The sequence below is a fragment of the Streptomyces sp. NBC_00076 genome (assembly GCF_045041235.1).
Taxonomy (GTDB): Bacteria; Actinomycetota; Actinomycetes; order Streptomycetales; family Streptomycetaceae; genus Streptomyces.
In genome coordinates, this window is the sequence record NZ_CP108242.1 from 6,128,030 (window position 1) to 6,148,206 (window position 20,177).

General features: G+C 69.6%; 18 protein-coding genes. 10 read left to right on the forward strand and 8 right to left on the reverse strand.

The window, feature by feature from the left end; genetic code table 11:
• Positions 1–18: 18 nt before the first annotated feature.
• From OHA64_RS27980 to OHA64_RS27990, 3 genes are all read right to left on the reverse strand, one after another.
• A complete protein-coding gene (locus OHA64_RS27980) occupies positions 19–552 on the reverse strand; it encodes a DUF4396 domain-containing protein (RefSeq protein ID WP_405617550.1) in 534 nt (177 codons plus the stop codon).
• A 71-nt stretch (positions 553–623) separates the two neighbouring features.
• Positions 624–956, reverse strand: coding sequence for a heavy-metal-associated domain-containing protein (locus OHA64_RS27985; protein ID WP_405617552.1), 333 nt, complete (start codon positions 954–956; stop codon positions 624–626).
• 183 nt (positions 957–1,139) lie between these two features.
• On the reverse strand, positions 1,140–1,850 hold the full coding sequence (locus OHA64_RS27990; RefSeq protein WP_405617554.1) for a TetR/AcrR family transcriptional regulator: 711 nt from the start codon (positions 1,848–1,850) through the stop codon (positions 1,140–1,142).
• A 150-nt stretch (positions 1,851–2,000) separates the two neighbouring features.
• Here OHA64_RS27990 and OHA64_RS27995 point away from each other — a divergent pair, with 150 nt between their 5' ends.
• Positions 2,001–3,428 carry an MFS transporter gene (locus tag OHA64_RS27995; protein ID WP_405617556.1) on the forward strand — a complete coding sequence of 476 codons (1,428 nt, stop codon included), beginning with the start codon at positions 2,001–2,003 and terminating at the stop codon, positions 3,426–3,428.
• 114 nt (positions 3,429–3,542) lie between these two features.
• Here the strand turns inward: OHA64_RS27995 and OHA64_RS28000 are convergent, their stop codons facing one another.
• The 3 genes from OHA64_RS28000 to OHA64_RS28010 form a co-directional block, all read right to left on the reverse strand.
• On the reverse strand, positions 3,543–4,223 hold the full coding sequence (locus OHA64_RS28000; protein WP_405617558.1) for a DUF305 domain-containing protein: 681 nt from the start codon (positions 4,221–4,223) through the stop codon (positions 3,543–3,545).
• Between the two features lie 89 nt (positions 4,224–4,312).
• Positions 4,313–4,708, reverse strand: coding sequence for a DUF6153 family protein (locus OHA64_RS28005; RefSeq protein ID WP_405617560.1), 396 nt, complete (start codon positions 4,706–4,708; stop codon positions 4,313–4,315).
• A gap of 181 nt (positions 4,709–4,889) precedes the next feature.
• Positions 4,890–5,825, reverse strand: a complete 936-nt coding sequence (locus tag OHA64_RS28010; RefSeq protein WP_405617562.1) for an aminoglycoside phosphotransferase family protein — start codon at positions 5,823–5,825, stop codon at positions 4,890–4,892.
• An 89-nt stretch (positions 5,826–5,914) separates the two neighbouring features.
• On the opposite strand from OHA64_RS28010, the gene OHA64_RS28015 reads away from it, so the two are divergent.
• Positions 5,915–6,439: a hypothetical protein gene (locus OHA64_RS28015; RefSeq protein WP_405617564.1), complete on the forward strand. Its 525-nt coding sequence runs from the start codon at positions 5,915–5,917 to the stop codon at positions 6,437–6,439.
• A 255-nt stretch (positions 6,440–6,694) separates the two neighbouring features.
• On the forward strand, positions 6,695–7,501 hold the full coding sequence (locus OHA64_RS28020; protein ID WP_405617566.1) for a nucleotidyltransferase: 807 nt from the start codon (positions 6,695–6,697) through the stop codon (positions 7,499–7,501).
• 375 nt (positions 7,502–7,876) lie between these two features.
• Here the strand turns inward: OHA64_RS28020 and OHA64_RS28025 are convergent, their stop codons facing one another.
• Positions 7,877–10,048, reverse strand: coding sequence for a glycogen debranching N-terminal domain-containing protein (locus tag OHA64_RS28025; protein WP_405617568.1), 2,172 nt, complete (start codon positions 10,046–10,048; stop codon positions 7,877–7,879).
• 211 nt (positions 10,049–10,259) lie between these two features.
• Between OHA64_RS28025 and OHA64_RS28030 the strand changes: the two genes are divergently transcribed.
• From OHA64_RS28030 to OHA64_RS28050, 5 genes are all read left to right on the forward strand, one after another.
• Positions 10,260–11,285: a LacI family DNA-binding transcriptional regulator gene (locus OHA64_RS28030; protein WP_405617570.1), complete on the forward strand. Its 1,026-nt coding sequence runs from the start codon at positions 10,260–10,262 to the stop codon at positions 11,283–11,285.
• A 157-nt stretch (positions 11,286–11,442) separates the two neighbouring features.
• Positions 11,443–12,687: an extracellular solute-binding protein gene (locus tag OHA64_RS28035; protein ID WP_405617572.1), complete on the forward strand. Its 1,245-nt coding sequence runs from the start codon at positions 11,443–11,445 to the stop codon at positions 12,685–12,687.
• Positions 12,688–12,738: 51 nt separating this feature from the next.
• Positions 12,739–14,004 carry a carbohydrate ABC transporter permease gene (locus tag OHA64_RS28040; protein WP_405617574.1) on the forward strand — a complete coding sequence of 422 codons (1,266 nt, stop codon included), beginning with the start codon at positions 12,739–12,741 and terminating at the stop codon, positions 14,002–14,004.
• Positions 14,005–14,116: 112 nt separating this feature from the next.
• Entirely contained in the window at positions 14,117–15,034 is a 918-nt protein-coding gene (locus OHA64_RS28045; protein WP_405617576.1) for a carbohydrate ABC transporter permease, read from the forward strand.
• A 93-nt stretch (positions 15,035–15,127) separates the two neighbouring features.
• Entirely contained in the window at positions 15,128–16,780 is a 1,653-nt protein-coding gene (locus tag OHA64_RS28050; RefSeq protein ID WP_405617578.1) for a glycoside hydrolase family 13 protein, read from the forward strand.
• Between the two features lie 291 nt (positions 16,781–17,071).
• Here OHA64_RS28050 and OHA64_RS28055 read toward each other — a convergent pair whose 3' ends face one another.
• A complete protein-coding gene (locus OHA64_RS28055; protein WP_405617580.1) occupies positions 17,072–17,716 on the reverse strand; it encodes a hypothetical protein in 645 nt (214 codons plus the stop codon).
• A 318-nt stretch (positions 17,717–18,034) separates the two neighbouring features.
• Here OHA64_RS28055 and hemL point away from each other — a divergent pair, with 318 nt between their 5' ends.
• Both hemL and OHA64_RS28065 read left to right on the forward strand, forming a co-directional pair.
• Complete coding sequence (gene hemL, locus OHA64_RS28060; RefSeq protein ID WP_405617582.1) at positions 18,035–19,351, forward strand: glutamate-1-semialdehyde 2,1-aminomutase; 1,317 nt, start codon at positions 18,035–18,037, stop codon at positions 19,349–19,351.
• 56 nt (positions 19,352–19,407) lie between these two features.
• Positions 19,408–20,073, forward strand: coding sequence for a histidine phosphatase family protein (locus OHA64_RS28065; RefSeq protein ID WP_405624142.1), 666 nt, complete (start codon positions 19,408–19,410; stop codon positions 20,071–20,073).
• The last annotated feature ends 104 nt before the right edge of the window (positions 20,074–20,177 follow it).

Genomic DNA, 20,177 nt, shown 5'->3' on the forward strand with positions numbered 1-20,177 from the left:
CTCGTCGTCAGCTCGTCGTCAGTGGTAGCCGTGGACGACGGCGTGGCCCTTGCCGCGGCCGATCATCCACTTGTTCACGGGGGTGGTGATCAGGAAGGCGATCACGAAGCCGCCGAGGAGGGCCGACCAGAACAGCGCGTCCGACAGCTGGGCCTCCATCGCGCCCGGCACGAGGGCGATGATGCCGTTGTCCACCAGCTCCATCACGGCGATGGAGACGGTGTCGGCAGCCAGGGCCACCTTGACGGCGGACCTGAGGTCCAGGCCGGCGCCGCGTACCGCGAACAGGGTGAACGAGTAGCCGAACAGGAACGCGAGGAGGATCGCGGCGACCATGGTCGGCACATTGCCCCAGCCGAGGGCGGTACCGAGGGCCATGCCGAGGATCTCGCCGATCGCGCACCCGGTCAGGCAGTGCAGTGTCGCCCTCACCGCCGTTTCCCATGAGGCACCCGCGTGCCCCGCGTGAGAGGCGTGATCGTGGTGGTCACCGTGGTCACCGTGGGTGTCCCGGTCGTGCGGGGTGTCGGTGTGGTGATCGCTGTGGTCCATGACGTCAGTCCGTTCTCATCGGGTTGCCTGATCTCGTGCACCCGGGTCCCGGTGGGCCAGGGGAGTGCGGGTCACGCCCTGCCGGTCAGCTGGTACCCGGCCTCGTCGACGACCTCGGCGATCACCGCGTCGTCCGGCTCGGCGTCGCTCGTGACGGTGACCCGACCGGTGTCGAGGTCGACATCGACACCAGTCACGCCGTCCAGGTCGCCGATGACCTTGGTGAGGGTGGCCTTGCAGTGGCCGCAGGTCATACCTGAGACGGCGTACGTGGTGGTGACGCCTTCCGTGGCTGTCGCCGTCGCCGTCGCCGTCGCCGTGGCTGTGCCTGTCGCCGTGGTCGTGGCCTGGTCGGCGGTGCCGGTCGAGCAGTTGCCGTCGGTGGAGCAGCAGGACGAGGACATGGGCTTCCTCCTGGTCGGTTCGATCACAGTGTCGGACGCGGATACGGGGTAGGGGTACCTCGCGCATGACTCCTGTATACCCCAGTGGGGTATATGCGGCAACCAAAAAAGCGCTCGACTTTATACCCCCTGGGGGTAATCTGGGATGCCCGTAGCCCCCTGTAGCCGCATGTGCGCGAGCCGTTACGGCTTGGCGGCTCGCGGCGTGTACCGCCCGAGGAACATGTCGACGCCGCCGGCGATCAGGCGGTCCGTGAGGTCGTCGTCGATGGTCGCGCCATAGGTGCTGAACACCAGGTGCGGGAAGTGGAGGAGGGAGTACAGCTGGAGGGTGGCCACCTCGATGTCGGGGATGTCGAGGCGGCCCTGATCTGTCAGGTGCCGCAGGGTGTTCGCCACGGCGGGGTGATGCCCTTCCGGCCCTGCCTGGTGCCAGGCGGCACCGAGTTCGGGGAAGCGGTGCAGTTCGCGGCTGACGACGTTGCGCAGGGCTACGACGTCGGGGTTGGCGCGGGTTCCGTGAACCCAGGCGCGAGCGGTGCCGGTAAGGGCCTCACGCAGATCGTCGGCTTCGGCCAGGTGGTCGATGGCGCTGACCGGCGCGCCTTCGAGGGGGGCGTCGAGCGAATCCTTGATGACGCCGACGAACAGCGCTTCCTTACTGCCGAAGTGGTTGTAGACCGTCACCTTCGACACGCCTGCCGCCGCGGCGATCGCATCCACGCTCACCTCGAATCCCTCGCGCAGGAACAGCTCGCGGGCCGCCGTCATGATCGCGCGCCGCTTGGCCTCGGCACGTGGTCCGGCGGGTGGCTGCTTGGCGGCGGGCTTGGCCGGTGCGGCTGACACGGCGGGTGCGGCCGGCGTTCCGGATGTGGCGTTCGCGGAGCTCATGGCCTCAGTCTACCCAGTACCTGAACTGAACGGTTGAGTTCATGTGAACTGAGCCGTACAGTTCAGTTAAAGGGCCGCAGAGAGCAGCCGCCCGCCCTGGTGCGAGCCTGCCCGGCCGCAGTCGCCATGGGCCGTTTCGAGGGAGCCGTCATGAGCCACGCCCATCCCGTTCTGCATACCGAGCATGGGTCCGCACCGCCCGTACCCCGCCGCCGACTGATGCTGGCGCTGCTCTGCGTGGCCCAGTTCATGCTCATCCTGGACGTCACGGTCGTGAACGTCGCCCTGCCCGACATGGCCGCCGACCTTCACCTCGGCCGCGAGTCCCTCACCTGGGTCGTCACCACGTACACCCTGTGCTTCGGCGGGCTGATGCTGCTCGGCGGCCGCCTGGCCGACGTGTTCGGCGCCCACCGCACCGCGCTCGCCGGACTCACGGTGTTCACCGCCGCCTCGCTCGTCACCGGCCTCGCCACGGGCGCACCGATGCTGATGAGCGGACGCGCCCTGCAAGGCATCGGCGCCGCACTGCTCTCCCCGGCGGCCCTGTCCATCGTCACCACCACCTTCCACGGCCCCGAGCGCAACAAGGCCCTCGGCGTGTGGGCCGCCCTCGGCGGCACCGGATCAGCCGCCGGCGTCCTGCTCGGCGGTGCCCTGACCGACGGCCCCGGATGGCAGTGGGTGTTCTTCGTCAACGTCCCCGTCGGCGTCGTCGCACTGGCGGTCCTGCCCGTGCTGCTGCCGCGCCGCGCCCCGCAGCCGGCCCGGCTCGACCTGCCCGGCGCCGTGCTGGTCACCGCGGGCACCGCCTCCCTCATCTACGGCCTGGTGCGGGCGGGGGACGTGGGCTGGGCCGGCCCGACCGCTGTCCTGCCGCTGCTCGGCGCCCTCGTCCTCTACGCAGGGTTCGCCGCCATGGAGCGTGCGAACCGGGCCCCGCTGATGGACGTGCGGATGTTCACCCGGCGTCCGGTGCTGGCGGGAGCGTTCCTGATGCTCGTGGCCACCGCGCTGCTCATCGGGTACTTCTTCCTCGGCTCGGTCTACCTCCAGCACCTGCGCGGCTACAGCCCGCTGGAGACCGGCCTCGTCTTCCTGCCGGTCGCGGTGTCCACCGGTATCGGCGCCCACCTGGGATCGCGGTTGGTCGGCCGGATCGGCAGCCGTACCACCGCGGTGGCCGGGCTCGCGCTCGCGGCGGCCGGAACGGTGCCGCTGGCCTGGCTCCCGGCGGACGGAAGCGTGTACGCGGGGCTGCTGCCCGGCCTGGTCATCGCGACGCTCGGCATCGGCGCCGTCTTCGTCACCGCCACCACCACCGCGCTGGCCCTGGTCGTCCCCGAGGAGGCGGGGCTTGCCTCCGGAGTCGTCAACACCTTCCACGAGGTGGGTGGTTCGATCGGTGTCGCCGTGCTCTCCACCGTCGCCGCGTCCGGCATCGAACACGGAACGGCTGACGGCTTCACCAACGCCTTCACGCTCAGCGCCTCCGTCGCCGCGGCGAGCGCGCTGATCGCCCTGGTCCTCGTACCGCACACCAAGCCGCAGACAGCCGGCGGCCCGCACGTGCACTGAAGGCCCGACCGCGACCGCGCGCGAACGGCGGCAGGGGAGGGGGCCGGCGCGGACACCGGCCCCCTCCGCTCGTCAGCTCCTACTCGTCACTTCCTGCTCGTCACTTCCTGCTCGTCAGTTCTTGCCGAGGAGCTTGTTCATCTCGGTGATCTCGGCGGTCTGCGCGGTGACGATGTCGTCGGCCATGGACGTGGCGGGACCGTACTTGCCCTTGCTCTTCTCGGTGTTGGCCATGTCGACGGCGCCCTCGTGGTGGTCGATCATCATGGTCAGGAACATGGTGTCGAAGTCCGCGCCGGACGCCTTGTCCAGCTTGCCCATGTCGGCGGGGTCCATCATCCCGGGCATCGCATCGCCGCCCGAGTGGTCCATGCCGGGCATCGACTCCATGCCGTCGCCGGACTTCGGGGCGTCCTCGCCCCAGGACGTCAGCCAGCCGCTCATGGTCTTGATCTCCGGGTCCTGCGCCTTCTCGATGCGCGAGGCGAGGTCCTTGACCTTGGCGGAGGAGGCTCGGTCGGCGGCGAGCTTCGCCATCGTCAGAGCCTGCTGGTGGTGGGGGATCATGCCCTGCGCGAAGGACACGTCCTGGGGGTTGTGCGCGCCGGCCGCCGCGTCGGCGCCGGCGCTCGCGGACGACGACGCGGAGGTGTCACTGCCCGCGCTACCGCTGCTGTCGCTGTCGCCGCTGTCGCCGCTGTCGCTGCCGCAGGCGGCGAGGACCAGTGCGGCGGTGACGGAGGCGGCCGTGAGGAAGGCGCGGCGGGTCAGGGTACGGGTACGGGTGTTGCGCATGCGGGAACTCCTGTTGTGACGTGCGAATGGATCTGGACATGCCGAGGCGCACCGCGTCGCCGTACGGGTGACGTGGTGCCGCGTGGTGTCTAGATCCGCAGGAGTTGGAGTTCCGCCAGAGACGGTGGCGCACGTGCGCTGTCCGGGGCCTCAGCCGCGTACGGGCAGACGGCGTCGCCGCGTTCGGGGACGGCCACCGGGTCGGGAAGAAGGGCGGGCAGGTCCGGGGCACCGCGTACCGCGGCCGCCGCGCAGGTCGGGTCGGCGTGATGGAGGTGTCCTCCGCCGCAGTCCGCACACTCGTCATGAGCGCTGACCGTCACGGACGTCATGTGCCGCGCCTCGGCGACCCGTTCATGGCCGGCACCGCCCCCGCCAGGGGCCAGCGCGTGCATGCCCAGCAGCCCGGCCAGCACCCCGAGCACGAGCAGCGCACGCCACCGCCGCACGGGCGGTGGAGCGAGGTGCTGCTCGGAGCTCTTCATCGGGATCATCCTAGGCGGAGCCGGTGGAGTGGGCTCATTGGCGGTGTCCGTTGTGGGTACGGGTGCGGCGGCGCCCGCGTTCACCGTGATCGAGCTCGGTGGATGACCAAGGTGCCTAGCATCGACGCTGACCTCGCGCGATCACGCAGAAAACACATCCGTCGTCCGACAACCCGCCCCCTCAGTTCGCGGCCTGGGACCAGGCCGGCAGATCAAGCGAGGCTTCGTCCGCCAGGATGCGTTCCAGGGATCGTCGGCCCAGCCGACTCATGACCCGGTTGCTGTCGACGTAGTACCAGACCAAACCCATCGCTTGAACGAAGGCCCATGCCTTGCCTCGCTCCCATTCGAGGTCGTTGCTACCGAGGTGATCGCGGAGCACCTGCCGCGGCCCGGCCTCCAGCAGATGCCACGCGCTCACGAGATCCAGGGAAGGGTCAGCAGGCCCGAAGCCGCCAACGTCGAGAACCCCCGCAAGACGGCCGTCGGACACGAGCACGTTGCCAGGAATCAGGTCGCAGTGGGCCATGACGTCCTCAGCCGCCCCTCGCGGCAGTTCGCGCAAGGCCGCCCAAATGCGGCGAAGCCGAGGAACGTCCAGGAGTTGCTCACTGCGCGTGAAACAGGTCTCCATCCACGCGTCGTGGGATCGCAGGTCGCCGCCTCGGCCGGAGCCGGCGAAGGTGCGGCCACGCGTGTCGATCGCGCGCAGGTCGCCGATGAGATCGGCCAAGTCGCGGGCGAACGCGACTGATTCGCCGGGGTCCTCGTCGTCGGCCACGACCCCCGGCAACCACGTCTGCACCGACCACGGAAGCGGGTAGCCTGCCCCGGGTTCACCGAGCGCCACCGGCTCGGGCGTGGGGAAACGTGTGCGGCCCGCCAGCTCGCGAGCCGCCTCCGCCTCGGACTCCAGCCAGCGCCGCGTCGGCTCGACCTCGGCGGACTCAAGAGGGAACCGAGCCGCGAACCGATCGCCGATGCGGAAGAGGGCGTTGACCGTACCCTGCGAAGCGACGCTCCTGACGGGCAGGCTCCGCCACTCGGGAAACTGCTGATCCACCAACGCGCGTACCGTCTCAGGCGACACCGTCAGCTGGTTGGGGTGCATCCGCATGGCGGAAGCATCCGCGTCAGGGGCCTTCAACGGCAACCCGTTTACAACCGGTCGACCTGACAGTCGGGACCCTGCCAGGCTGACCAGCCATGACCGCTTACGAACTGTTGCTCATCGGTGGTGGGGCGGGCGTCGGAAAGACGACCGTCGCATGGGAGGTGTCCGCGGTGTTGCAGGGGAGAGGAACGGCGCACTGTCTGATTGAGGGCGACTACATGGACCAGATCCATCCGGCCCCGGAGGACGACCCTCACCGCGCAGCCATCACCGAACGGAACACCGCGGCGGTCTGGTCGAACTACAGCGCTCTCGGCCAGCATCGCCTCATCTACACGAACACGGTGAGCATCCTGGAGGAGCCGATGATCAGCCGGGCCATGGGCGGCGGCGAGGTCCGAGCCACCTGTGTCCTGCTCACGGCCGAGGAAGCGACCGTGCGGGAACGGCTCGCTCAACGCGAGATCGGCTCGCAGCTCACCGCTCACATCGAGCGGAGCCTGCGCGCGGCACGGGAGCTGGACGAGAAGGCTCCGGCGGGCACGGTCCGCATACCGACCGACGGCCGGTCGATCGAGGACATCGCCGTACGAGTGATCCAGGCGGCTGCTTGGTAGCGGGCCGAACACCGTGACCGGGGCACCCCGGGGTCACATGAGCGCCTCGACGATGCGTCGGCATCGCACCGGGTCCTCGGTGAAGCCGACTCTCAGCCCCCACAGCCAGTACTCGACGGCTCGTAGCAGCGCCCACTACGCGCCCGGTCGCGGTCGAGGTCCCCGGCGTCGGCCAGCGCGTCGATGCACCACTCGACACGCGGCGCCGTAAAAATCCGCTCGGCCGCGGGCATCGGCGCAAGGCAGAGTGACCTGATGAGCGAACGAGGACTGGACCACGAGGGAACGATCGCACGCGAGGGCGCCCTGGACCGGGTGCCGGCGGCATTCATCCCCGTCGTCGACGCCGCCCGCGCTCGTATCACCGAGATGTTCGACGGCACGCGGCTGCACAGTGCCTACATCTACGGCAGCATTCCGCGCGGCACCGCCATCCCCGGAGTCTCCGACCTCGACCTCCAGCTGGCTCTCCACCACGAGCCCACCGAAGCCGACCGCGCCGCCGCCGAAGACGTCGAGGCAGCACTCGACGACGCGTTCCCGCAGATCAACGGCGTCGGCATCCTGCTGACGAGTACCCGCGCGCTGCTGAGCGAACTCGAACGCCACGACGCCGGGTTCTTCCTGGCCTGCCTGTGCACCCCGCTGCTCGGCCCCGACCTCGCCGAACAACTGCCGCGATACCGTCCCACGACCCTGCTCGCCCGCGAAACGAACGGCGATCTCGGGCTCGTGCTGGACCGTTGGCGCACCCGAGCCGCCGAAGCCGCCACGGACGCCGACCGCCGGGTCCTCAGCCGCGGCGCCGCCCGCCGTATCGTGCGCACAGGATTCACCTTGGTCATGCCCCGTTGGGGCGGCTGGACCAGCGACCTCGACGAGTCCGCCGCCGTCTTCGGCCGCTACTACCCGCAGCGCGCCGAGCAGATGCGTATCGCAGCGGTCGTCGGCCGCACCCCCTCGGCTGATCCGGCAGTGCTCAGCATGCTCATCGACGACCTGGGCCCCTGGCTCGCCGTCGAGTACACAGCTGTGCATGGCGAGAAGGCGCCGCGTCCCTGAAAAGGCGTGAGGCGCAGGGGGCTGTCAGGCCGGACCAGGGGAGGAGGACCGGGCAGCCGACTCGGCCTCGGTCGGAGTGGGCGGAGCGGTCCCAGCTGGGGTCCTGGAGGGCGGATTCCTGGAGGCCCGTGCATCAGGCCGGCAGGGCGGTCGAAACCATCTCGGTGCTGCCACCGGCGAACGCGGCAAGGTATCGCTCGGGGAGGAACCCCCGGCTGTCCCGGGGAGCAACCCTCAGCTGCTCAGACGTAGTTGCTTGGAACAGTCGGTGCTCAGGCTGAACAACTCGGTCGTTCACTCGGCGGCGGCAGGGCGACAGCCGAGCCGCTGATGCCTTGGCTGACCGGTCGTAGCGCCGGTCAGCCGGGCTGACCCTCAAAACCGCGATGCCGCATGTTCCTCGACGATCAGTCCCGCCGGTGCCGAAACCGATTCGATCCGGCCGTCGGGGCCGACGGTGACGTCGAGCCGTTCTCCGGCGACGGTGAGCCCTGCGACGGTGAGTGCGCCCACGGGCAGTTGGCCTGTCGGCCGGAGGTGGAGACGGCCTGTGGGGACGTCGGGTTCCAGTCCGGTCATAGCCGTCATGAGGGCGATGGCTGATGCCGCCGACCAGGCTTGGGGTCGGCAGGCGGCCGGGTAGGGGACCGGTGCGGGGGTGTCCGCGCGTGCGTCGCCGCCCCACAGTTCCGGCAGCCGGTAGTCGAACGTCGGTGCTGCGGCGAGGATGCCCTCGACAAGCCGGGCGGCGGCCTTGGGGTGGCCGCTGCGGGCGAGGCCGGTGACGGCGATGGCGGTGTCGTGCGGCCAGACGGTGCCGCAGTGGTAGCGCAGCGGGCCGAATCCGCCGGACTGGGACGACATCGTGCGGAGCCCGTAAGCGTCGGACATGTCCGGGGCGGCGAGTCGAGCGGCGATGGCAGCGGTCTCGTCGGCGTTGAGTATGCCGGTGGCCAGGAGGTGACCCATGTTGCTCGCGACGGCGTCGACGGGGCGACCCGAGCCGTCAAGTGCCATGGCGGGGTAGGGGCCTTGCTGATCGGACACCCAGAACCGGGCGCGGAACCGGTCGGCGAGGCTCGCCGCGAAGGTCCGCCAGCGTTCGCCGTCCGGCAGCCCGAAGGCGTCGAGGAGGGCCGCCCCGGCGAGGGCCGCCTCATAGGCGTAGCCCTGGACTTCGGCGAGAGCCAGGGGAGCGTCGGCGAGGCGGCCGTCTGCGAACCGGGCGGCGTCACCGGAGTCCTTCCAGCCCTGGTTGGCCAGACCGGTGCCGCTGCGATCGATGTAGGAAAGGAACCCGTCACCGGCCTGGGCTGCGGTCTCGATCCAGCCGAGCGCGGCCTGGAGCGCGGGCAGCAGCGGTTCGATGTCGGCGGGGGGCAGGCCCCAGCGCCATGCGTCGTGGAGCAGGCAGATCCACAGGGGGGTCGCGTCGACCGTGCCGTAGTAGACCGGCGGGAGGCGAAGGCCCATGCCGTCGTCGAAGACCCCGCGCCGTACCTCGTGGAGGATTTTGCCCGGCTCTTCCTCCGCCGCCGGATCGGTGCGGGTGCCCTGCTGGGCGGCCAGGGTGCGCAAAGTGCCCAGCGCGAGGTCGGTGCCCAGCGGCAGGAGCATCCGTGCCGCCCACAGGCTGTCCCGGCCAAAGAGCGTGAAGAACCACGGGACGCCCGCGGCGAGGAAGGTGTCACCGGGCGATGCGGCCATGGCCATACGCAGCGACTGGAGGTCGTCCAGGCTCTGCGCGACGAGGGCGGGCAGGCGCCGGTCGTCGGCGGTGACCTCCGGACGCTGCCAGGTGGGCCGGGGGTCGGCGGCCGTGACGACCGCGTCGGGCTCCGTGATCTCGACGGCCAGGTGCAGGTCGACGTTCTCGCCGGGCTCGACCGTGAGGGTCCAGGTCAACGTGGAGTGCTCGGCGTTGGGCGTCGCGCCCGGGGCGCTGACGGCGACGGCGACCGTGCCGTCGCCCCAGCGCAACTCGCCGGTGCCGGAAGAGAGTTCGCCCGCGGGCTGAAGAGGAGACCGGGGCGCCAGGCCGGCTTTCGCGTGCTCCAGGGTCACGAGGTCTCCAGCGACCTCTACCCGGACGGCGAGATGCACCGGTGTCGTCGCGGTGGAGCGAACGGTCAGCTGTTCGGTGAGCAGGCCGGGATTGAGGATGCGCCGCCGGTCGACCCGGACGGTCGGGTCGGGAACGCTGTCGCCGAGCGCCTGGGCCAGACCGACGAAACGGCTGCGTCCGGGTCCGTCCGCCGCGGTCATGACCGCGACGACAGGCATCCAGCCTTTGCCATCCCCGCCCACCACGCCCTCGCCGACTGCCGGAGGCGCCTTCCCGGCGTGCCCGCCGGACGGGGCGCCGACAGGGCGCAGTGTCACGCGCAGCAGACTCACCGCGCGTACGTCGGCGTGGAAGAGACCCTGCACGCCCGCCCCGATGCCGGAGGCGTCGAGGTTGCCGTCCGGCTCGGACAGCACGACGGTCGGGGCGGCGAGGGTGACCGCGAGGTCGTGCAGGAGCGGCTGCCGCTGGGGTGAAGTCATGGAAGCTCCGTCCGGTGCCCTCGTGTCTCGTGGGCGGTTTGTGAGGGCAATTCGTGACCGCGCCGACTCTTGACAGGCCGAGCGCCGGTCGCCACAGTAACCGATCAGAACGCTAAATTTAACGTTCAAATCCAGCCGGGACGACGTTACGATGCGGCACCGCGGCGGCGATACGCTGCGGCGCAGTGAACTTTGTGGAGGTGGCTTCGCGATGGCGCGAGTAACACTCGAGAGCGTGGCGCGGCATGCCTCTGTGTCGATGCAGACGGTGTCCAACGTCATCAACGCTCCGCATCGGGTGCGGCCGGAGACCCTGGCCCGCGTGCAGGCCGCCATCAAGGAACTCAACTACCGCCCGAACCAGGCTTCCCGGACTCTGCGGACCCGGCGTTCCCGTCTGATCGGCGCCCGTATAGAGCCGCCGCGCGACGGCGTCAACGGCGCCGTCCTCGCCCACTTCCTCCAGTCGCTCACCGCCCGTACCCAGGAGGCCGGCTACCGGATCGTGGTGTTCACGGCCACCGACGACGACCACGAGTGCGCCCTGTACGAACAGCTCCTCGACGACCACGATCTCGACGCCTTCGTCCTGCACGCCACACATGCCGGTGACCTCCGGACGGCGTGGCTGACCGAGCGCCGGGTGCCGTTCGTGACCTTCGGCCGACCCTGGGGAGCTGAACCGGATGCCCCCGAGTCGCACGGCTGGGTCGATGTCGACGGCGCGCAAGGGACTGTTGCCGCGACCCGGCACCTCGTCGGGGCCGGCCACCGCAAAATCGCCTTCCTGGGCTGGCCGGAAGGTTTAGAGGTCGGTGAGGACCGGCGTAGCGGCTGGGCGGCCGTTATGGCCGTGTCCGGGCTCGACATCCCCGCCGGATACGACATGGGTGTCCCCGACGGGCTCGACACCGGTCGCGAGGCCGCCGCGGCGATGCTCGATCTGACTACTCCGCCGACCGCGATCGTCTGCGCGAGCGACTCGCTGGCCCTCGGGGCCTGGACCGAGATCACCGCGCGTGGACTGCGCCCCGGGGCCGATGTCGCGGTGGTCGGCTTCGACGACTCCCCGACCGCAGGAGTCGTCGGCCTGAGCAGCGTGGCGCAGCCGTACGAGGAGGCCGCCGCCGCCTGTCTTCGGATGCTCCAGGAACTGCTGGCGGCTCCCAAGAAGCCGCCCAGTCCGCCCGCGCCGGTCCTGCTGCCGCCCCGGCTCGTCGTGCGGGCGACCAGCTGAGCCGCTCAGCGGCACCCGCACCCTCTTCACCTCGCCGAGCGGCTCCGTAGTCCGTTCAGCCAACACCCGCGACCCCGCTCATGGCCACAGTGCGCCGACGGGATGCGGTTCCCTCTACCACCGGCTCGTCAGGCCGGCCTGCGCAAGGAGATTTATCATGAGAAATCCGCGTACACGCTGGGCAGTTGGTGGTGTTGCGTTGCTGTCGCTCAACCTGTCGGCCTGCGGTGGCAGCGGGTTCGACAGCGGCACCGACACTCAGCAGTCGGCCGGCCCTGCCTCGATCAAGGTCCTCATCGCCTCCAGCGGCGACGCCGAGACGAAAGCCGTCACGGGCGCCGCCAACGCATGGGGGGCGAAGTCCGGCAACAAGGCGACCGTCACCCAGGCCCAGGACATAGGCCAGCAGCTCGGCCAGGGCTTCGCCTCGAACAACCCGCCGGACGTCTTCTACGTCGACGCCGCCCGCTTCGCGACCTACGCGAGCGCCGGCAGCCTCGAACCGTACGGCGACAGCTTCCCGGGGAAGGACGACTTCTACCCCGCTCTGCGCCAGGCGTTCACCTACAAGAGCAAGCTCTACTGCATCCCCAAGGACTTCTCCACGCTCGGCCTGCAGATCAACACCACGGCGTGGGCGAAGGCGGGCCTCACCGCCGCCGATTACCCCACCAACTGGCAGCAGCTGGCGACCGTGGCCAAGAAGCTGACCACGAGCAAGCAGGTCGGTCTGGCACTCGGCGACACGCGCGACCGGATCGGTGCCTTCATGGTCCAGGCCGGCGGATGGGTGACGAACAAGGACGCCACCAAGGTCACCGCGGACTCTCCCGAGAACCTCAAGGCCCTGAAGTACGTCCAGTCACTTCTCGCCGACGGCTCGGCCAAGTACCCCAAGCAGCTCGACTCCGGCTGGTCGGGTGAAGCCTTCGGCAAGCAGAAGGCCGCCATGACGATCGAGGGCAACTGGATCGCCGGCGCCATGAAGAGCGACTACCCCGGCGTCAAGTACACGACCATCCCGCTGCCGACCGGTCCCACGGGCAAGGAGGGCACGCTCGCCTTCACCCAGTGCTGGGGCATCGCGGCGAAGAGTAAGCACAAGGCCGCTGCCATCGACTTCGTCAAGGCGATGACCGCGAAGGACGCCGAGCTGACCTTCGCCAAGGCGATCGGCGTGATGCCGTCGCGGCAGTCCGCGTCGGCCGACTACGTCGCCCAGTTCCCGCAGGACAAGGCGTTCATCGACGGCGCCGCGACTGCCCAGGCCCCGGTGAACGTCGCCAAGATCGACCAGGTCCTCGCCGACTTCGACACCGGCCTTCAGGGGCTGCCCAACGCCGACCCGAAGCAGATCCTCGCGCGACTGCAGAAGAACGCGCAGGCGGTCGTAGGCCAGTAGCCCGGATATCGCAGACAGTGCGCACACGAACGGAACGAGAGTGAACCTGCGATGAGTGAACCGAATCCCAGGCCCGCCCAGGGCCCGGGCAGCGGCCCGGCACCGGCCCGCCCGGCAGGCGCAGCCAAGGCCGACGCCCCGTCACCCGCGCTGCGCGAACGCCGCAAGGACACCGGCCCGGACGGCACCAAGGCCGGTGGAGGCCGCCCCACCCGAGTCCCCCGCGGCGGTATCCGAGGCCGGGAAGGTCTCGCCGGCTGGCTGTTCGTCTCACCCGTCCTCGTCGTGCTCGGACTCTTTCTGGTCGTGCCGATCGTCATGGCGCTCTGGGTGAGCCTGTCCGACTGGAAGGGCCAGGGCAGCCCCTTCTCGACCGGCGTGCACTTCGTCGGCGGAGAGAACTACGGGCAGCTCGTCACCAAGCCCGGCCTGGCGCAGAGCGACTTCATGACGAGCCTGCGCAACAACGCCTACTACGTGCTCTTCGTCGTCCCCCTGCAGACCGCGCTCGCCCTGGGCCTGGCGCTCCTGGTCAACGGCAGACGGCTGAAGGGCAAAGGGTTCTTCCGCACCGCGTACTACTTCCCGTCGGTGACGAGCTCGGTCGCGATCTCCGTCGTCTTCCTGTTCATTTTCTCCTCCAGCGGCGTCGTCAACTCCCTGCTCGCGAAGATCGGAGTCGACGGACCGGCCTGGTTCGCCGACCCACGCGGCATCATCCATCTCGCCCTCGGCGCCCTTGGCATGAACACCGACGCGCCACCGGCCGCCCTCGCCGACACCACCGTCGGCGGCCTGTCCATGTGGGACTGGATCTCCGGCCCCAGCGTCGCCATGACCGCGATCATTGTGCTGGTCGTGTGGACGACGGCGGGCACGTTCATGCTCATGTTCCTCGCCGCACTGCAGGACATCCCCCTGGAAGTCGAGGAGGCCGCCGAGATCGACGGCACCGGGCGCTGGCAGCGGTTCCGCCACGTCACGCTGCCCATGCTCAAGCCGACTCTCTTCCTTGTCCTGACCCTCGGACTCATCGGCACCTGGCAGGTCTTCGACCAGATCTACGTCATGAGCCAGGGCAGTCCGGGCAAGACGACACTGACCCCCGCGTTCCTCTCCTACCAGACCTCGTTCATCAACAACGAGTGGGGACAGGGCAGCGCCATTGCCTTCATCCTCTTCGCGATCATCGTCGCGATGACACTCCTGCAGCGGTTCGTCCTGCGCGACAAGGACGAGGCCCGCGCCAAGGCCGCCACCCGGCGCGCGGAGAAAGCGTCCCGCTCCGGATCCGGCCCGACCACGGAGGCGGTGTGATGACACGCACCGCCGCAACGGCCCACCCCACACGACCCGGAACCGACGCGACCGCGCCCACCACCGCAGCCGCCCAGGCGACCACAGCCGACGTCCACAACAGAGGCACGCGATGAGCACACCACACGAGCTCGCCGACGCAGACACCGCAGCGAACGCAGACAACAAGCTCGCAACCCGCCGCGCGGACGAACGCACGCGCCGCGGCGGCGGCCTCACCCGCATACTCGGCTACACCGCCCTCGTCGTCGTCGCGCTGCTCTACATCTATCCCTTCCTCATCCAGCTCGCGACGAGCTTCAAGACCGACGCGGACGCCACCAGCCACCCGCTGTCACTGTGGCCCCAGCACTTCACGACAGCGGCGTTCAGCCGGCTCGCCGAAGCGGACTACCCACGCTGGTTCGCGAACTCCGCTGTCGTCGCCCTCTTCGTCACCGCGGGCCGCGTCTTCTTCGACTCCCTCGCCGGATACGCACTGGCCCGGCTGCGCTTCCCCGGCCGGGGCGCACTGTTCGCCGCCGTCATCGCGGTCATGGCCGTACCCCCCGTCGTCCTGCTCATCCCGAAATTCCTCGTCCTCAACCAGATCGGGATGTACGACTCCTACTCGGGCATGATCGTCCCGCTCCTCGCCGACGCCGCGGGGGTGTTCATCATGAAGCAGTTCTTCGAGTCGATCCCCATCAGCGTCGAGGAAGCAGCCCGCATCGACGGCGCGAGCACCTTCCGGACCTTCTGGTCCATAGTGCTGCCCATGGCCCGGCCGGCCCTCATCACCCTGACCATCCTGTCGTTCCAGGCATCGTGGAACGAACTTCCGCACTTCATCGTGTCCCGCCAGAGCCCGGACCTGAACACCCTGACCACCGGGGTCGCCTCACTCGTCTCCGGCCAGCTCGGCCAGGGCAACCAGTACCCGCTCAAGCTCGCGGCGACCCTGCTCATGACGATCCCCGTCGCACTGGTCTTCTTCGCCTTCCAACGGCACTTCACCCGCGGCGGCACGGAGGGCGCGACCAAGGGATAGCCGGGCGAGAGACCCGATGCGACACCTCCCACCCGCCCGCTTCGACCAACGGGCGGTGCGAACCATGCGCCCCCTCCGACAGGACCGAGCCACATGAGCAACCCAACCCCCACGAACGACGCCGCGAACGATTCCTGGTGGCGCTCCGCGGCCATCTACCAGGTCTACATACGCAGCTTCGCCGACGGCGACGGCGACGGAACCGGCGACATCGCCGGCCTCCGCTCCCGCCTCCAGTACCTGGTCCACCTCGGCGTCGACGCGATCTGGATCAACCCCTGGTACCCGTCCCCGCTGGCCGATGGCGGCTACGACGTCTCCGACTTCCGCGACATCCACCCCACCTACGGCACCCTCGACGAGGCCCGAAAGCTGATCAGCGAGGCTCACGGACTGGGTCTGCGGGTGATCCTGGACATCGTCCCGAACCACACCTCCGACCAACACGCCTGGTTCCAGGAGGCATTGGCGGCGGCGCCCGGCTCCCCGGAACGAAAGCGGTTCATCTTCCGCGACGGCAAGGGCGAGAACGGCTCCCTGCCCCCGAACGACTGGTACGCGGCCTTCGGCGGCCCCACCTGGACCCGCACCCCGGACGGCCAGTGGTACCTCCACCTCTTCGCCCCCGAACAGCCCGACCTCAACTGGGACAACGGCGAGGTCCGAGCCGAGTTCGAGTCGATCCTGCGCTTCTGGTTCGACCTGGGCGTCGACGGCTTCCGCATCGACGTCGCCCACGGCATGGCCAAGGACCCAGCCCTCCCGGACCTCGGCCTGACAGAGTTCTCCGCCATTGCCGGCGAGGGCCAGGAGAACCACCCGCACTGGGACCGCGACGGCATCCACGACATCTACCGCAGTTGGCGCGCCATCGCCGACAGCTACCCCGACCCCCGCGTCTTCGTCGCCGAGGCCCACGTCCGCCCCGGCCGCATGCCCGACTACCTCCGCCCCGACGAACTCCACACCGCCTTCAACTTCGACTTCCTCAAGTCCGCCTTCGAGGCGGACAAGTTGAGAGAGGTGATCGACCGCACGATCAGCGATCTGGCGAAGGTCGGCGCCCCCGCCACTTGGGTCCTCTCCAACCATGACGAGACCCGCCACGTCACCCGCTACGGACGCGCCCACACCGGCATCACGACCCCGATGCGTGACCAGGGCCACCCCACCGACCTCACCCTCGGCACCCGCCGAGCCCGAGCGGCGGCCCTGCTGATGCTGGTGCTGCCCGGAGGCGCGTACATCTACCAGGGCGAGGAACTCGGCCTCTACGAGGTCGAAGACCTCCCCGAGTCGGCGCTTCAGGACCCCACCTGGGAACGCTCCGGCCACACGGTCCGAGGCCGCGACGGCTGCCGCGTCCCCATGCCCTGGACCGGCGACACCCCGCCCTTCGGCTTCAGTATCTCCGGAGCCGCTCCCTGGCTCCCTCAGCCGGAGGACTGGAAGGCGTACACCGCCGAGGCCAACCAGGCAGACCCTGCCTCCATGCTCCAGCTGTACCGCTCCGCCCTGCGCCTGCGCCGCACCAACCCCCACCTGCGGGGCGAGGAGTTCCGCTGGCTCGACAGCCCGGCCGGCACACTCCTCTTCGAACGCGGAGACGGCCTGATGTGCGCGGTCAACCTCACCGACCAGCCGACCCCGCTTCCCGAGGCCGGCAGTCCCCTCTTCGCCTCAGGACCGTTGGACCAGGCCGGGCTGCTGCCCCCCGACACGACGGTCCTGCTGCAGATGGACTGAGGACGGCGACGGGGCCACCTGACCTCCCCCCGCGCCAGTGGCGCCCACATCCGCCAGGGCCTGTCCGGTGTTCACTCCCCGCCGATCGGACAGGCCCTGGTCCAACAGTGAGAGGCCGAATGCACCTCCAGGCGCCCTGGGAGCAGGTCGTCCATCTGGTCGGCGTACGCGGCGGTGTTTATACCAGGGGATCGAGTTCGGACTGGCGGTACGGGGCGGCCTGACGACCCCTCCCGCCACATGAAAAGGGCGAGGCCCGAAGACCCCGCCCGCCACCAGTGAAACCCCGACTCAGGGCCACACCAGGCAATAGGGCTGATGCCCCGCCTCATGCAGCCGATTGCTGAAGTCCTGCCACTCGTGCAGCAGTTGGTACACGTTGAACGCGTCCCGTGGTCCGCCCCGGTCCGGGACCGTCGACCAGATGAACGCCGCCGCGCCGACCGCTTCCTCGCCGATGCCACGCAGGGGATCGACGACCGTCATGGGGAGCTTGACCACCGCGTAGTCGGGGTGGAGGACGACGAGTTCCAGTGGGGGCACCTTGCCGAGAGGGACGCCTTCGATGCCCGTGAGGACCATCGCCGCCATCGTCTCCGGCTTGATCTTGGTGAACATGCCGTTCATCCCGAGCTCGTCGCCGCCGAGTTCCTCAGGGCGCATCGAGATCGGGACGCGGGCCGCAGTCGCGCCGTCCGGCGCGCCGAAATACTTGTACGTCACCCCCACCCGACCACCATTCCTGCTCCCCGCCCTGAGCTGTTCGACCCGTCGGTCGGTCAGCTCGGACTCGTTCGGTCCACCCGGTACACCCGGTACAACGTGTCCCTGACGTGGTTCGTTCGATTCCTCCGCCTCGCGTCGGTGCCTTCCCCGCCGGGCACGTCGAGGACCCAGGTCGTCAGTCCCCTCGCCCAGTCCGCCACCGCGATGCATATCTCCACCCGACTGCTTTTCTAGGACGCGCGGCCCCCGCCGCGCAACCCGATCATCGTGTCAGTGACCTCCCCCACGGCCGCCCGACGAAACGTGCGTCGAAACACCTGTCCGCAGGATCTTCGCAGCCCCTGAACAAGCCTCCGTACACCTATACGTACGCCGGGACCGTGTGAGCTCTGTGTATCCAAGGCCAGTTTCGCAGATCGTCGGGGGAGGCGACGGCCCCGCTGTCACCGAGGCCCGCTGGCCTACCCTGAGGAGGTCACTGACAACCGGAGTCCGAAAAGTCGGGGAAGGTCGGAGAAGTCGCAGGTCATGAGCGAATATCCCTATGCATACGACGTGCCTGTCTCGCAGGCCCTGTTCGACCGGGCGGCCGCCGTCACGCCGGGCGGCGTGAACTCCCCGGTGCGTGCCTTCCGTGCGGTGGGCGGAACGCCCCGGTTCATGGTGTCCGGCACGGGCCCGTACCTGACGGACGCGGACGGGCGGGAGTACGTCGACCTCGTCTGCTCCTGGGGGCCCATGATCCTTGGGCACGCGCACCCCGAGGTCATCGCCGCCGTACAGGACGCGGTCTCCCGCGGGACGTCCTTCGGCACCCCCGGTGAGGGCGAGGTCGCGCTCGCCGAGGCGATGGTCGAGCGGATCGATCCCCTGGAGCAGGTGCGGCTGGTGTCCAGCGGCACCGAGGCCACCATGTCGGCCATCCGGCTCGCCCGCGGGTTCACCCGGCGCTCCAAGGTGATCAAGTTCGCCGGGTGTTACCACGGTCACGTCGACTCGTTGCTCGCGGCGGCGGGCAGCGGTGTGGCGACCTTCGCGCTTCCCGACACCCCCGGTGTCACGGGTGCCCAGGCCGGCGACACCATCGTCCTGCCGTACAACGACCTCGACGCCGTGCACGCCGCCTTCCGTGCCCACCCCGGCGAGATCGCCTGCCTGATCACCGAGGCCTCCCCGGGCAACATGGGTGTCGTACCGCCGCTGCCCGGCTTCAACCAGGGGCTGAAGGACGCGTGTGCCGAGAACGGCGCGCTCTACATCTCCGACGAGGTCATGACCGGATTCCGGACCAGCCGGAGCGGGTGGTACGGCATCGACGGGGTGCGGCCCGACCTGATGACCTTCGGCAAGGTCATGGGCGGCGGGTTCCCGGCGGCGGCCTTCGGCGGTCGCACCGATGTCATGGAGCACCTCGCGCCCGCCGGCCCGGTCTACCAGGCCGGCACCCTCTCCGGAAACCCGATCGCCACCGCCGCCGGGCTCGCCCAGCTGCGGCTCCTCGACGACGCGGCGTACGACAAGGTCGGCACCGTGTCGACGCGGATCCAGGCGCTGGTCTCGGACGCGCTCGCCAAGGAAGGCGTCGCGCACACCGTGCAGAACGCCTCCAACATGTTCTCCGTCTTCTTCACGGACCGCCCGGTCCGTGACTACGAGGACGCCAAGGCGCAGGAGTCGTACCGCTTCACCGCCTTCTTCCACTCGATGCTGGCGAACGGCGTCTATCTGCCGCCGTCGTCCTTCGAGTCCTGGTTCGTGTCCACGGCCCACGACGAGCGGGCCATCCAGCGGATCGCCGACGCCCTGCCGGCGGCGGCCCGAGCGGCTGCGGAGGCCACCGCGTGAGCGAGAACAGCAACAGCGGCAACGGCGACGGCGGCGACATCACCGTCGTCCACGTCATGCGGCACGGCGAGGTCGAAAACCCCGACGGCGTCCTCTACGGCCGTCTCGCGGGCTACCACCTCTCCGAGCTCGGCCGGCGGATGGCCGACCGGGTCGCCGAGCACCTCGCCGCCCGCGATGTCACGTATGTCTGCGCCTCCCCGCTGGAGCGGGCGCAGGAGACGGCCACGCCGATCGCCAAGGCGCACGGGCTGGACCTCGCCTCCGACGAACGGCTCATCGAGGCCGAGAACGTCTTCCAGGGCAAGACCTTCGGGGTCGGCGACGGGGCGCTGCGGCGGCCGGAGAACTGGAAGCACCTGTTCAACCCGCTCCGGCCCTCGTGGGGTGAGCCGTACGTCGACCAGGTGGTGCGCATGATGGGCGCGCTGAGCGCGGCGAAGGACCGGGCGCGGGGGCACGAGGCCGTGCTCGTGAGCCACCAGCTGCCGATCTGGATCGTGCGGTCGTACGTCGAGAAGCGGCGGCTGTGGCACGACCCGCGCAAGCGGCAGTGCACGCTGGCCTCGCTGACGTCCTTCACCTACCGGGGCGACAAGATCGTCTCTGTCGGCTACACCGAGCCGGCCCGTGACCTCGTGCCCGCCCATCTCCTCGCGGGCGCCAAGCCGGCCAAGGGCCAGGCCAAGGGGCAGGGCCAGGGCAAGGCTTTCGGGGCGTGAGCCTCGGGGCTCCGTTACGAAAACCGTAAGTTTCCGAGGAACCTCCCCGTTCGTCGCCTCCTCTGACTGGGTGACCACCAGAGAACGCGACGAACGGGGATGTC